This window comes from Aeromonas sp., assembly GCF_051657805.1.
Lineage (GTDB): Bacteria > Pseudomonadota > Gammaproteobacteria > Enterobacterales > Aeromonadaceae > Aeromonas.
The window spans coordinates 1-14,198 of record NZ_JBOFLJ010000032.1; the positions used below are offsets into that span (position 1 = coordinate 1).

Consider the following 14,198-nt stretch of genomic DNA (forward strand, 5'->3'; position numbering starts at 1 on the left):
ATGTCAGCTATCGCCTGGGTGAGCCGGTATTTGACGTAAAAGAATGCCAGATCCGTGGAGTGACCTACTCCGCGCCGCTGCGTGTCAAGCTTCGTATGGTTCTGTACGACCGTGAAGCAGCTGCCGGCACCGTCAAAGATATCAAGGAACAAGAAGTTTACATGGGCGAAATTCCGCTCATGACCGAAAACGGCACCTTTGTCATCAATGGTACCGAGCGGGTCATCGTCTCCCAGCTGCACCGCAGCCCGGGCGTCTTCTTCGACCACGATAAAGGCAAAACACATTCATCCGGTAAGGTACTGTATAACGCCCGCGTTATCCCCTACCGTGGCTCCTGGCTGGACTTCGAGTTCGATGCGAAAGACAACCTGTTTGTCCGTATCGACCGTCGTCGTAAACTGCCGGCCTCCATTATTCTGCGCGCCCTGGACTTCAGTTCCGAAGAAATCCTGGCCACCTTCTTCGAGACCATAGGTTTCGAGGTCAAAGATGGCAAGTTGATGATGGATCTGGTGCCCGAGCGCCTGCGTGGTGAGACTGCGACCTTCGACATCATTGCCAATGGCACCGTGGTGGTCGAGACCGGTCGTCGTGTCACCGCTCGTCATATCCGTCAGTTGGAAAAAGACGCCATCACCCAGATTGAGGTGCCGGTCGAATACGTTGTTGGCAAAGTTGCAGCCAAGAACTACGCGCACCCGCAAACTGGTGAGATGGTCGTGACTGCCAACCAGGCCCTTAGCCTGGAAGCGGTCGCCAATCTGTCCCAAGCCGGCTTCAAGCACTTCGAGGTTCTGTTCACCAACGAACTGGATCACGGTGCCTACATGTCCGAGACCCTGCGCATCGACTCCAGCTCCAGCCGTTTGGAAGCCCTGGTCGAGATCTACCGCATGATGCGTCCGGGCGAGCCGCCCACCCGCGAAGCGGCAGAGCAGCTGTTCGAGAACCTGTTCTTCTCTTCCGAGCGTTACGACCTGTCTACCGTGGGTCGGATGAAGTTCAACCGCCGTCTGGGTCGTGAAGACGAGACAGGCGTCGGTGTGCTGACTAAAGACGACATCGTCGAAGTCATGAAGCGCCTGATCGACATCCGTAACGGCAATGACGAGGTGGACGATATCGACCACTTGGGTAACCGTCGTATCCGTTCTGTCGGTGAAATGGCCGAGAACCAGTTCCGTGTCGGTCTGGTCCGTGTCGAGCGCGCGGTGAAAGAGCGTCTCTCCCTGGGCGACCTCGACACCCTGATGCCGCAGGATCTGATCAACGCCAAGCCGATCTCCGCCGCGGTCAAAGAGTTCTTCGGTTCCAGCCAGCTGTCCCAGTTCATGGACCAGAACAACCCGCTGTCTGAAGTGACCCACAAGCGTCGTATTTCCGCGCTGGGCCCGGGCGGTCTGACTCGTGAGCGTGCCGGCTTTGAAGTTCGAGACGTACACCCGACTCACTACGGTCGTCTGTGCCCCATCGAGACTCCGGAAGGTCCGAACATCGGTCTGATCAACTCGCTGTCCGTGTATTCCCGCACCAACGAGTACGGTTTCCTCGAGACCCCGTACCGCAAGGTCATCGACGGTGTGATCACCGACGAAGTGGATTACCTGTCCGCGATTGAAGAAGGCAAGTACGTGATCGCGCAGGCCAACGCCGCGACCTCTGAAGATGGCCGTCTGAAAGATGAGCTGATCCCGTGCCGTCATAAGGGTGAATCCACCTTCATGAACGCCGACCAGATCCAGTACATGGATGTGAGCCCGCAACAGATCGTCTCTGTGGCTGCTGCTCTTATCCCGTTCCTGGAACACGATGATGCGAACCGAGCCCTGATGGGTTCGAACATGCAACGTCAGGCCGTACCGACCCTGCGTGCCGACAAGCCGCTGGTAGGTACCGGTATGGAACGCGCCGTGGCCGTCGACTCCGGGGTAACCGTAGTGGCCAAGCGTGGCGGCATGATCGACTATGTCGATGCCTCCCGTATCGTTATCAAGGTCAATGAAGATGAGCTGCTGCCAGGCGAAGCCGGCATCGACATCTACAGCCTGACCAAGTACACCCGTTCCAACCAGAACACCTGTATCAACCAGCGTCCCTGCGTGATGTTGGGTGAGCCGGTGATGGCGGGCGACGTGCTGGCTGACGGCCCGTCCACCGACCTGGGCGAACTGGCGCTGGGCCAAAACCTGCGCGTCGCGTTCATGCCGTGGAACGGTTACAACTTCGAAGACTCGATCCTGGTGAACGAGCGTGTTGTTCAGGAAGATCGCCTGACCACCATTCATATCCAGGAACTGGCCTGTATCTCCCGTGACACCAAGCTGGGTCCGGAAGAGATCACCGCCGACATCCCGAACGTGGGTGAAGCCGCTCTGTCCAAGCTGGACGAGTCCGGTATCGTCTACGTGGGTGCGGAAGTGAAGGGCGGCGACATCCTGGTCGGCAAGGTAACACCCAAGGGTGAAACCCAGCTGACTCCGGAAGAGAAGCTGCTGCGCGCCATCTTCGGTGAGAAGGCCTCCGACGTGAAGGACTCCTCCCTGCGTGTGCCGAACGGTGTGTACGGTACCGTGGTTGACGTGCAAGTCTTTACCCGCGATGGCGTGGAAAAAGACAAGCGCGCCAAAGAAATCGAAGAGATGCAGTTGAAGGAAGCGAAGAAGGACTTGACCGAAGAGTTCAAGATCCTGGAAGACGGCATCTTTGGCCGCTCCCGCAACCTGCTGCTGGCCGCCGGTTACAGCGAAGATCGTCTGAACAAGCTGGATCGTTCCAAGTGGTTTGAACTGGCCATCGAAGATGAAGCCAAGCAGATCGAACTGGAACAGATCGCCGAACAGCATGTCGAGCTCAAAGCCGAGTTCGACAAGAAGTTCGAGAACAAGCGTCGCAAGATTATCCAGGGTGATGATCTGGCGCCGGGCGTACTGAAAATCGTCAAGGTTTACCTGGCAGTGAAGCGTCGCATCCAACCGGGTGACAAGATGGCGGGCCGTCACGGTAACAAGGGTGTTATCTCCAAGATCTGTCCGGTCGAGGATATGCCACATGACGAGTTCGGCCGTCCGGTCGACATCGTACTGAACCCGCTGGGCGTACCATCCCGTATGAACATCGGTCAGATCCTCGAAGTGCATCTGGGCCTCGCGGCCAAGGGTATCGGCGAGAAGATCGACCGCATGATCAAAGAGCAGCGCGAGCTGCACGAGATGCGCGAGTTCCTGCAACAGGTCTATGACCTGGGCGATAAGGACTCCCAGCAAGTGAACATCGCCGAGCTGTCTGACGACGACGTACGTACCCTGGTGGGTAACCTGCGCAAGGGTCTGCCGGTCGCTACACCTGTCTTTGATGGTGCCAAAGAGCGCGAAATCAAGGCCTTGCTGAAGCTGGCCGATCTGCCGGAATCCGGTCAGATCTCCCTGTTCGACGGTCGTACCGGTAACGCCTTCGAGCGTAAGGTCACCGTGGGTTACATGTACATGCTCAAGCTGAACCACCTGGTAGACGACAAGATGCACGCGCGTTCTACCGGTTCGTACAGCCTGGTTACCCAGCAGCCGCTGGGTGGTAAGGCACAGTTCGGTGGTCAGCGGTTCGGTGAGATGGAAGTGTGGGCCCTGGAGGCTTACGGTGCGGCATATACCCTGCAGGAAATGCTGACCGTCAAGTCTGACGATGTGAACGGCCGTACCAAGATGTACAAGAACATCGTGGATGGCGACCACCGTATGGAGCCGGGCATGCCCGAATCCTTCAACGTATTGCTGAAGGAAATCCGCTCTCTGGGTATCAACATCGAGCTGGACGAAGAGTAAGAGCCCGCTCTTATTGTTCGAGAATTGACGTGGGCGCCCCGAGAGGGGCGCCGAGGTTAGACTCCTGACAGGGGAAACACGTGAAAGACTTACTCAAGTTTTTGAAGGCTCAGACCAAGACCGAAGAGTTTGACAGTATCAAGATCGGTCTGGCCTCTCCTGACATGATCCGCTCCTGGTCATTCGGTGAGGTCAAAAAGCCTGAGACCATCAACTACCGGACTTTCAAGCCGGAACGTGATGGTCTGTTCTGCGCCCGTATCTTCGGACCGGTGAAGGACTACGAGTGTCTGTGCGGCAAGTACAAGCGCCTGAAACACCGTGGTGTGATCTGCGAGAAGTGCGGCGTAGAAGTGACCCAGACCAAGGTCCGTCGTGAGCGTATGGGCCACATCGAGCTGGCCAGCCCGACTGCCCACATCTGGTTCCTGAAGTCCCTGCCGTCCCGTATCGGTCTGCTGCTGGACATGACCCTGCGTGACATCGAGCGCGTGCTGTATTTCGAATCCTATGTGGTGATCGAACCCGGCATGACCAACCTCGAGCGCAGCCAGATGCTGTCCGAAGAGAACTATCTGGACGCACTGGAAGAGTGGGGCGACGAATTCGACGCCAAGATGGGTGCCGAAGCAATACTTGCATTGCTGCGCGCCATCGATCTGGAAGGTGAAGTCAAGACCATGCGCGAGGAGCTGGAACAGACCAACTCCGAGACCAAGCGCAAGAAGACCACCAAGCGTCTGAAGCTGATGGAAGCCTTCCTGCAGTCCGGCAACAAGCCGGAGTGGATGATCATGACAGTGCTGCCCGTGCTGCCGCCGGACCTGCGTCCGCTGGTACCGCTGGACGGCGGCCGTTTCGCGACTTCCGATCTGAACGATCTCTACCGTCGCGTGATCAACCGTAACAACCGTTTGAAGCGCCTGCTGGATCTGGCCGCCCCGGACATCATCGTGCGCAACGAAAAGCGCATGCTGCAAGAGTCCGTGGATGCCCTGCTGGACAACGGCCGTCGTGGTCGTGCCATCACAGGTTCCAACAAGCGTCCGCTGAAATCCTTGGCCGATATGATCAAGGGTAAGCAAGGTCGTTTCCGTCAGAACTTGCTGGGTAAGCGGGTCGACTACTCCGGTCGTTCCGTTATCACAGTAGGCCCGACTCTGCGTCTGCATCAGTGCGGTCTGCCGAAGAAGATGGCCCTGGAACTGTTCAAGCCGTTCATCTATGGCAAGCTGGAAACTCGCGGTCTGGCGACCACGATCAAGGCCGCCAAGAAGATGGTGGAGCGTGAAGAAGCCGTCGTTTGGGACATCCTGGACGAAGTGATCCGCGAACACCCGGTCCTGCTGAACCGTGCACCGACCCTGCACCGTCTGGGTATCCAGGCGTTTGAACCGACCCTGATCGAAGGTAAGGCCATCCAGCTGCACCCGCTGGTCTGTGCCGCCTATAACGCGGACTTCGATGGTGACCAGATGGCGGTCCACGTACCGTTGACCCTGGAAGCCCAGCTGGAAGCGCGCGCGCTGATGATGTCTACCAACAACATCCTGTCGCCAGCCTCCGGTGAGCCGATCATCGTTCCGTCCCAGGACGTGGTCTTGGGTCTGTACTACATGACCCGCGCCCGTATCAACGCCAAGGGCGAAGGTATGGTGCTGGCCGGTCCGAAGGAAGCAGAGAAAGTCTATCGCGCCGGTCTGGCCGATCTGCACGCTCGTGTGAAGGTGCGTATCACCGAATACCTGCGTCAGGAAGACGGTTCCCTGCTGCCGCGCACCGAGATGAAGAGCACCACAGTCGGTCGTGCGATCCTGAGCCTGATCCTGCCAAAAGGCATGGAATACGCCCTGATCGACGAGCCGAAGGTTCTGACCGCCGCCGAAGAGGCCGATCTGGCTGCCAATCCGCAGAACTGGATCAAGTACGTCTCCAACAAGGCGCTGGGCAAGAAGCTCATCTCTCGTCTGCTGAACACCTGCTATCGCAAGCAGGGCCTGAAGGATACCGTCATCTTCGCTGACCAGCTGATGTACACCGGTTTCCACTACGCGGCCCTGTCCGGTGCTTCCGTTGGTATCGATGACATGGTCATCCCGGATGCCAAGAAAGACATCATCGCGGCAGCAGAGGCCGAAGTTGCCGAGATCCAGGACCAGTTCCTGTCCGGTCTGGTGACTGCGGGCGAACGCTACAACAAGGTTATCGATATCTGGGCCAGCGCGAACGATCGCGTCTCCAAGGCCATGATGGATAACCTGTCCAAGGAGCGTAACGTCAACTCCCTTGGCGAAGAGGAAGAACAAGCTTCCTTCAACAGCATCTTCATGATGGCCGACTCCGGTGCGCGGGGTTCCGCCGCCCAGATCCGTCAGCTGGCCGGTATGCGTGGCCTGATGGCGAAACCGGATGGCTCCATCATCGAAACGCCGATCGTGGCGAACTTCCGTGAAGGTCTGAACGTACTGCAGTACTTCATCTCCACTCACGGTGCTCGTAAGGGTCTGGCGGATACCGCACTGAAGACGGCGAACTCCGGTTACCTGACTCGTCGTCTGGTTGACGTGGCACAGGACATGGTGATCACCGAGGACGATTGCGGCACAACCGACGGTCTGTGGATGACTCCGCTGATCGAGGGTGGTGACGTGGTCGAGCCGCTGCGTGAGCGCGTGCTGGGCCGTGTGGTCGCCGAAGACGTGATCAAGCCGGGTACCGAAGACGAAGTGCTGGTAGCCCGTAACACCCTGCTCGACGAGCAGCTGTGTGACCAGCTCGAGCGCAACTCCGTCGACCGCGTGAAGGTACGTTCTGCCATCACCTGTGAGACCGACTTCGGTAACTGTGCCCACTGCTACGGCCGTGATCTGGCCCGTGGTCATCTGGTGAACAAGGGTGAGGCTGTCGGTGTTATCGCCGCCCAGTCCATCGGTGAGCCGGGTACCCAGCTGACGATGCGTACCTTCCACATCGGTGGTGCCGCATCCCGAGCCGCTGCCGAGAGCAGCATCCAGGTCAAGAACACCGGTAGCATCAAGCTGCAGAACGCCAAGTTCGTTACCAACAACTCTGACAAGCTGGTTATCACCTCTCGTTCCACCGAGCTGACCATCATGGACGAGATGGGCCGTACCAAGGAAAGCCACAAGCTGCCTTACGGTTCCGTCCTGGAAGTGAAGGATGGCGAGGCCGTGAACGCCGGTGACACCGTCGCGAACTGGGATCCGCATACCCACCCGATCATCACCGAAGTGGCGGGTCGCCTGCACTTCGAACACATGATCGATGGCGTGACCATCACTCGTCAGACCGACGAGCTGACCGGTCTCTCCTCCATCGTCGTGCTGGATGTCAACGAGCGTCCGAGTGCCGGTAAAGAGATGCGTCCGACCGTGAAACTGGTCGACCTGAACGGCAAGGATGTCATGATCCCGGGTACCGATGTTCCCGCCCAGTACTTCCTGCCGGGCAAGGCCATCGTGAACCTGGAAGATGGTGCCAACGTGGGCGTGGGTGACGCGGTTGCGCGTATCCCGCAAGAGTCCAGCGGTACCAAGGACATCACCGGTGGTCTGCCGCGCGTTGCGGATCTGTTCGAAGCACGTCAACCGAAGGAACCGGCTATCCTGGCCGAGATCTCCGGTACCATCTCCTTCGGGAAAGAGACCAAGGGCAAGCGCCGTCTGGTCATCACCCCGACCGACGGTGGCGAGATCTACGAAGAGATGATTCCGAAGTGGCGTCACCTCAACGTGTTCGAAGGTGAAAAAGTTGAGAAGGGTGAAGTGCTGGCGGACGGTCCTGAGTCTGCTCACGACATCCTGCGTCTGCGCGGTATCAGCCCGGTCGCCAACTATATCGCCAACGAAGTGCAGGACGTTTACCGTCTGCAGGGCGTTAAGATCAACGACAAGCACATCGAAGTCATCGTTCGCCAGATGCTGCGTAAGTGCGAGATCCTGAGCGCCGGCGACACCGACCTGATCGAAGGCGAGCAGGTTGAAGTGGCTCGTGTGAAGATTGCCAACCGTAAGTTGGTTGCAGAGGGCAAGGCCCCGGCGACCTACCGTCATATCCTGATGGGTATTACCAAGGCCTCTCTGAGCACCGAGTCCTTCATCTCCGCGGCGTCCTTCCAGGAAACCACCCGGGTTCTGACCGAAGCGGCCGTTGGCGGCAAGCGCGACGAACTGCGTGGCCTGAAAGAGAACGTGATCGTGGGTCGTCTGATCCCGGCTGGTACCGGCTTTGCCTACCACCACAGCCGGATCAACCAGCGTGCCGCCGCAGCCCGTGCTGTCGGTGTACCGCAGGTGACCGCCGATGAGGCTCAGCAAAACCTGGCGGATCTGCTCAACGCTGCCGGCAGTTTTGACGAAGAGTAATCTTCCGCTGCAGTGATGAGAGAGGGCCCCTTCAAGGGGCCCTTTTTTTATTTCCCATCCGGCGCCCGGCGTGCACTGGGCTGGGGCAGGGGATGATCCAGTGCAAGGTTATAGAGCAAAAAATCAAAAAAAGTTGACATTGACTCCCCGCAATTGAAAACTCGGGAAAGTTGAATGGTTATTACAGGGGTAGAACATGGCTGTCGGTATCGAGGAAGTGCTGCTTCCCGAAGATCAACTGAGCGGTCGCGCTTTTACAGACGAAGACAGGGAGTTGTTGCGTTCATATGAGGGCCTCATCGAGGGCCTGGCCGATCTGTTCGGCAAGCACTGCGAGGTGGTCCTCCATTCCCTGGAAAATCTGCATGAGTCAGTGATCAAGATTGCAAATGGCTTTAACACCGGGCGAACCCTGGGGGCGCCCATCACGGATCTGGCGCTGCGGATGCTCAAGGACATCGAGAGCACCGGCCAGGATCACACCCAGAGCTATTTCGCGCGCAGCCGGACCGGTGCGCTGATGAAGTCGAGCACCATCGCCATCCGCAACGGCGAAAAGCAGGTGATCGGCCTCATCTGCATCAACCTGCATATCAATGCGCCTTTCCACGAATTCGTGGCCGAGTTTTTCCCGACCCCGCAACAGGTGGAGCGCCAGTCACCGGAGACCTTCGCCAACAGCGTGGAGGAGCTGGTCGCCCAGACGGTGGACAACACCATCGACGAGATCAACCGCGATCCGACCGTGGCGAACAATGCCAAGAACCGTTTTATCGTGACCCAGTTGTTCGAGAAGGGCATATTTGACATCAAGGACTCGATCAACCTGGTCGCGGACAAGCTGAATATTTCCAAACATACCGTGTATCTCTACATCCGACAGCGCAAGCAGGGTGAAGAAGAGAGCGAGTGAGTTCCATAGAAGGGGACAGACAAGAATGGCTAAAGAAGTGATTGCAACCGAGAAGGCACCTGCCGCAATTGGACCTTATGTACAGGGCACCAAGCTGGGCGAGTTGATCTTTACCTCCGGGCAGATCCCGCTCGATCCCACCACCATGGATATCGTCGCCGGTGGCATCGAGGCCCAGGCCGAACAGGTGATGAAGAATCTGGTTGCAGTATTGAAGGCGGCAGGCTCGGATACCGGCAAGGTCTTGAAGACCACCTGCTTCCTGAGCGACATGAACAACTTCGTGGCCTTCAACCAGGTCTATGCCCGCTACTTCGGTGAGTCCGCACCCGCCCGCTCCTGCGTGGAAGTGGCGCGTCTGCCCAAGGATGTGCTGGTCGAAGTCGAAGCCATCGCCCACATTTAAGCCTGGTAGTCAGGAAGAGCCCCTCCCAGGAGGGGCTTTTTCGTCTTTGAGGTAGAATGGTTGCATATCCTTGCAGGAGTCCGGACATGAGTCTGAGTTTTGCCCTGCTGGTCACCGGGCCCGCCTACGGCACCCAGACGGCCAGCACCGCCTATCGCTTCGCGCTGGGCCTCATCGAACAGGGTCATCGCCTATCCCACCTGTTCTTCTATCAGGACGGTGTCCATAACGGCAGCGGTCTGCACGCCCCTGCCTCCGATGAGACCGACCTGGTGGCGCTCTGGCGCGAGCTGGCCCTGGCTCAGGGCATCGCCATCGATGTGTGTGTCGCCGCCGCCATGCGGCGTGGCGTGCTCGACGAGACCGAGGCCAGAGGAGTCGGCAAGGCGCAGTTCAACCTGCAGGCACCGTTTCGCCTGAGCGGTCTGGGGCAACTGGCCGAGGCCAGTTTGACCGCCGATCGCTTCGTGCAGTTCTAGGGGGAGAGATGAGCAAGATTGCCTTTATCTGCCGGCGGGGTCCCCACGGCACGGCGCACGGCCGGGAAGGGCTAGACGCCCTGCTGGCAACCTCGGCGTTGACCGAGTCGCTGGCCCTGTTCCTCATCGGTGACGGGGTGCTGCAACTGCTCAACGCGCAGCAGCCGCAGGCCATACTGCAGCGCCACTATGCACCCACCTTCAAGATGTTGGAACTGTATGACATCGAGGAGGTCTATGTCTGTGCGGCCTCGCTCGCGGAGCGGGGCCTAGTGGCCTCGGATCTGCTGATCCCCGTGACGCCCTTGTCCCCCGATGAGATCCGCCGTGAGTGGGGGCGTTGCAGCACCCACATCAGTTTCTGAGGTGCCCATGATACAGCTGGTATTGAGTTCTCCCTTCCTCGGCCAGGGGCTGGAGCAGGCCCTGCGTTATCGCGATGCCTCGGATCCCCTGGTGCTGATGCAGGACGCGGTAGTGGCGGCAGCGGCCCCCATGTGGTGCGAACGGCTGGCCGGGATCCCGCTCTATGTGATGGGGGAAGACCTGCAGGCGCGGGGATTGCAGGGACGGATCGGGATGGAACTCGACATGGCCGGCCTGATCGCGCTGATCGCCGAGCAGGGATCGCCGCAGACCTGGGCCGATTAGTTTTGGTTTTTAGCTGATAACTCAGATGGTTAACAGAATCCTGTACTGCCGTGATTTGCCCGTCCGGCGCACAAATTGTATAAATCTTGACTCCCCCGACAACAGGGCATAAAATTTCGCGTCCCCGTATCTGCGGGGAGGATTTTTCACACGTTTATGAAGTCATTATCAGGAGCCTTTTGATGGCAACTATTAACCAGTTGGTTCGCAAGCCGCGCGTCAAGCTCGTTGTAAAAAGCAACGTGCCGGCGCTGGAAGCGTGCCCTCAGAAGCGTGGCGTATGCACCCGTGTATACACCACCACCCCGAAGAAGCCTAACTCTGCACTGCGTAAAGTGTGCCGTGTACGTCTGACCAACGGCTTCGAAGTCACCTCCTACATCGGCGGTGAAGGTCACAACCTGCAGGAGCACTCTGTTGTTCTGATCCGTGGCGGTCGTGTCAAGGATTTGCCAGGTGTTCGTTATCACACCGTTCGTGGTGCGTTGGACTGTGCCGGTGTTAAAGACCGTAAGCAGGCTCGCTCCAAGTATGGCGTGAAGCGTCCGAAAGCTTAATGGTTCTCCGTTAAGTAAGGCCAAACGTTAATTCGTTTCTAGTTAGATAACTTTCTAGTTTTGGGTAACCCCTGAAGTTCACGGAGAATTTGAAATGCCAAGACGTCGTGTTGTTGGTCAGCGTAAAATCCTGCCGGATCCCAAGTTCGGATCTGAGCTGCTGGCCAAATTCGTCAACGTAGTAATGGTTGACGGTAAGAAATCTGTTGCAGAAGCCATCGTATACGGTGCCCTGGACATCATTGCCACCAAATCTGGCAAAGAGCACCTGGCCCTGTTCGAAGTCGCTCTGGACAACATTCGTCCGGCCGTCGAGGTTAAATCTCGTCGTGTCGGTGGTGCAACCTATCAGGTGCCGGTAGAAGTTCGCCCGGTACGTCGCAATGCCCTGGCAATGCGCTGGTTGGTTGATGCCGCTCGTAAACGTGGTGAAAAATCAATGGCTCAGCGTTTGGCTGGCGAGCTGCTGGATGCCGCTGACAATAAGGGTTCGTCTGTCAAGAAACGTGAAGACGTTCACCGTATGGCTGAAGCGAACAAGGCTTTCGCTCACTTCCGCTGGTAATCCGCCTGCGCAGGGCCTTCAGGCTCTGCGCACCTTCAGTTATCTAGGGGTACGCTCCTAGTAAGAGGATGACAATGGCTCGTACAACCCCCATTGAGCGTTATCGTAATATCGGTATCTCCGCTCACATCGACGCCGGTAAGACTACAACTACCGAGCGCGTTCTGTTTTACACCGGTGTAAGTCACAAGATCGGTGAAGTTCACGATGGCGCCGCCACCATGGACTGGATGGAACAGGAACAAGAGCGTGGTATCACCATCACCTCCGCCGCGACCACCGCTTTCTGGTCCGGTATGGGCAAACAGTTCCAACCGCACCGTATCAACATCATCGATACCCCGGGCCACGTTGACTTTACTATCGAAGTAGAGCGTTCAATGCGTGTTCTGGACGGTGCCGTGATGGTGTACTGTGCCGTAGGTGGCGTACAGCCACAGTCTGAGACCGTATGGCGTCAGGCTAACAAGTACAAGGTTCCCCGTATCGCGTTCGTCAACAAGATGGACCGTACCGGCGCCAACTATCTGCGCTGCGTTGAGCACATCAAGACCCGTCTGAAAGGCGTGCCGGTTCCCCTGCAACTGAACATCGGTGCAGAAGAGAACTTCAAGGGTGTTATCGACCTGGTCAAGATGAAAGCCATCAACTGGAGCGAAGCCGATCAGGGCGTATCCTTCGACTACGAAGACGTCCCGGCCGAGTTGCTGGAACAGGCGCAAGAAATGCGCATGAACCTGGTTGAAGCCGCTGCCGAAGCGTCTGAAGACCTGATGGAAAAATACCTGGGTGGTGAAGAACTGACCGAGGAAGAGATCAAGCAAGCTCTTCGTCAGCGCGTTCTGAACAACGAAATCATCCTGGTTACCTGTGGCTCCGCGTTCAAGAACAAGGGCGTACAGGCCATGCTGGATGCCGTGGTTGACTATCTGCCGGCACCGACCGACGTAGCAGCCATCGACGGTCTGAAGCTGGATGGCGAGACCAAAGACGAGCGTCACGCTTCCGATGACGAACCGTTCGCTGCTCTGGCATTCAAGATTGCTACCGACCCGTTCGTAGGCAACCTGACCTTCTTCCGCGTTTACTCCGGTGTGGTTAACTCCGGTGACTCCGTGCTGAACTCTGTCAAAGAGAAGCGCGAGCGTTTTGGCCGTATCGTTCAGATGCACGCCAACAAGCGTGAAGAGATCAAAGAAGTTCGCGCAGGTGACATCGCTGCTGCCATCGGTCTGAAAGACGTGACCACCGGTGACACCCTGTGTGACGAGAAGGCCCCGATCATCCTGGAGCGTATGGAGTTCCCGGAGCCGGTAATCTCCATCGCGGTTGAGCCGAAAACCAAGGCTGACCAAGAGAAGATGGGTCTGGCACTCGGCCGTCTGGCGCAGGAAGATCCGTCTTTCCGCGTATGGACCGACGAAGAATCTGGCCAAACCATCATCGCCGGTATGGGCGAGCTGCACCTGGACATCATCGTTGACCGTATGCGTCGCGAGTTCAAGGTAGAAGCGAACGTAGGTAAGCCGCAGGTTGCCTACCGTGAAACCATCCGCGATACCGTCAAGGATATCGAAGGCAAGCACGCCAAGCAGTCCGGTGGTCGTGGTCAGTACGGTCACGTTGTGATCGACATGTACCCGCTGGAAGAAGGCAAAGCCTACGAGTTCGTCAACGACATCAAGGGCGGCGTCATTCCGGGTGAATTCATCCCGGGCGTGGACAAGGGTATCCGTGAGCAGCTGAAATCCGGCCCGCTGGCAGGTTATCCGGTAATGGATCTGGGCGTGCGTCTGCACTTCGGTTCTTACCACGATGTCGACTCCTCCGAACTGGCGTTCAAGATCGCTGCTTCCATGGCGTTCAAGGCTGGCTTCATGAAGGCAAGCCCGGTTCTGCTCGAGCCGATCATGAAGGTCGAAGTTGAGACTCCGGAAGACTACATGGGCGACGTGATCGGTGACCTGAACCGTCGTCGTGGCCTGATCGAAGGTATGGAAGACGGCCCGTCCGGCAAGATCGTACGTGCCCTGGTGCCGCTGGCCGAGATGTTCGGTTATGCGACCGCCCTGCGTTCCGCTACCCAAGGTCGCGCTTCCTACGCCATGGAATTCGCCAAGTATCACGATGCCCCGACCAACGTCGCCCAGGCCGTGATCGAAGAGCGCAAATCCAAGTAATTTATGATTCCCCGCCTACGACGGTAGGCGGGTTTAACCTAGAAGGACTACGTCGTGTCTAAAGAAAAATTTGAGCGTAATAAACCGCACGTTAACGTCGGCACCATCGGCCACGTTGACCACGGTAAAACCACCCTGACCGCCGCCATCACCAACGTGCTGGCCAAGCACTTCGGTGGTAAAGCTTTCGCCTTCGACCAGATCGACAAGGCGCCGGAAGAGCGTGAGCGTGGTATCACCA

At 57.8% G+C, this 14,198-nt stretch carries 11 protein-coding genes; all 11 read left to right on the plus strand.

What is annotated here, in order from left to right:
• The coding region (rpoB, locus tag ACRCYW_RS13530; RefSeq protein WP_438550602.1) for a DNA-directed RNA polymerase subunit beta at positions 1-3,821 on the plus strand (3,821 nt) is incomplete at its 5' end.
• 80 nt (positions 3,822-3,901) lie between these two features.
• Positions 3,902-8,206 (plus strand): DNA-directed RNA polymerase subunit beta', encoded by a 4,305-nt coding sequence (gene rpoC, locus ACRCYW_RS13535; protein ID WP_438550603.1) that lies wholly within the window; start codon positions 3,902-3,904, stop codon positions 8,204-8,206.
• Positions 8,207-8,402: 196 nt separating this feature from the next.
• Positions 8,403-9,119, plus strand: coding sequence for a helix-turn-helix transcriptional regulator (locus ACRCYW_RS13540; RefSeq protein ID WP_438550604.1), 717 nt, complete (start codon positions 8,403-8,405; stop codon positions 9,117-9,119).
• A gap of 25 nt (positions 9,120-9,144) precedes the next feature.
• On the plus strand, positions 9,145-9,525 hold the full coding sequence (locus ACRCYW_RS13545) for a RidA family protein (protein WP_438550605.1): 381 nt from the start codon (positions 9,145-9,147) through the stop codon (positions 9,523-9,525).
• Between the two features lie 86 nt (positions 9,526-9,611).
• Positions 9,612-10,004 (plus strand): sulfurtransferase complex subunit TusD, encoded by a 393-nt coding sequence (tusD, locus tag ACRCYW_RS13550; RefSeq protein ID WP_438550606.1) that lies wholly within the window; start codon positions 9,612-9,614, stop codon positions 10,002-10,004.
• An 8-nt stretch (positions 10,005-10,012) separates the two neighbouring features.
• A complete protein-coding gene (tusC, locus tag ACRCYW_RS13555) occupies positions 10,013-10,369 on the plus strand; it encodes a sulfurtransferase complex subunit TusC (protein WP_438550607.1) in 357 nt (118 codons plus the stop codon).
• A gap of 7 nt (positions 10,370-10,376) precedes the next feature.
• The gene (tusB, locus tag ACRCYW_RS13560) at positions 10,377-10,655 is read left to right on the plus strand and encodes a sulfurtransferase complex subunit TusB (protein WP_438550608.1); all 279 of its coding nucleotides are present in this window, start codon (positions 10,377-10,379) and stop codon (positions 10,653-10,655) included.
• 182 nt (positions 10,656-10,837) lie between these two features.
• Complete coding sequence (gene rpsL, locus ACRCYW_RS13565) at positions 10,838-11,212, plus strand: 30S ribosomal protein S12 (protein ID WP_438550609.1); 375 nt, start codon at positions 10,838-10,840, stop codon at positions 11,210-11,212.
• Positions 11,213-11,306: 94 nt separating this feature from the next.
• Positions 11,307-11,777: a 30S ribosomal protein S7 gene (gene rpsG, locus ACRCYW_RS13570; RefSeq protein WP_010675949.1), complete on the plus strand. Its 471-nt coding sequence runs from the start codon at positions 11,307-11,309 to the stop codon at positions 11,775-11,777.
• 74 nt (positions 11,778-11,851) lie between these two features.
• Positions 11,852-13,957 (plus strand): elongation factor G, encoded by a 2,106-nt coding sequence (fusA, locus tag ACRCYW_RS13575; RefSeq protein ID WP_438550610.1) that lies wholly within the window; start codon positions 11,852-11,854, stop codon positions 13,955-13,957.
• A 54-nt stretch (positions 13,958-14,011) separates the two neighbouring features.
• A partial coding sequence (locus ACRCYW_RS13580) for a GTP-binding protein (RefSeq protein ID WP_232535768.1) occupies positions 14,012-14,198 on the plus strand: 187 nt, incomplete at its 3' end.

Bases quoted from the DNA above. Each gene is read 5' to 3' on its own strand.
- ACRCYW_RS13540 (WP_438550604.1), top strand. From the start codon at position 8,403: ATGGCTGTCGGTATCGAGGAAGTGCTGCTTCCCGAAGATCAACTGAGC.
- ACRCYW_RS13545 (WP_438550605.1), top strand. From the start codon at position 9,145: ATGGCTAAAGAAGTGATTGCAACCGAGAAGGCACCTGCCGCAATTGGA.
- tusD (WP_438550606.1), top strand. From the start codon at position 9,612: ATGAGTCTGAGTTTTGCCCTGCTGGTCACCGGGCCCGCCTACGGCACC.
- tusC (WP_438550607.1), top strand. From the start codon at position 10,013: ATGAGCAAGATTGCCTTTATCTGCCGGCGGGGTCCCCACGGCACGGCG.
- tusB (WP_438550608.1), top strand. From the start codon at position 10,377: ATGATACAGCTGGTATTGAGTTCTCCCTTCCTCGGCCAGGGGCTGGAG.
- rpsL (WP_438550609.1), top strand. From the start codon at position 10,838: ATGGCAACTATTAACCAGTTGGTTCGCAAGCCGCGCGTCAAGCTCGTT.
- rpsG (WP_010675949.1), top strand. From the start codon at position 11,307: ATGCCAAGACGTCGTGTTGTTGGTCAGCGTAAAATCCTGCCGGATCCC.
- fusA (WP_438550610.1), top strand. From the start codon at position 11,852: ATGGCTCGTACAACCCCCATTGAGCGTTATCGTAATATCGGTATCTCC.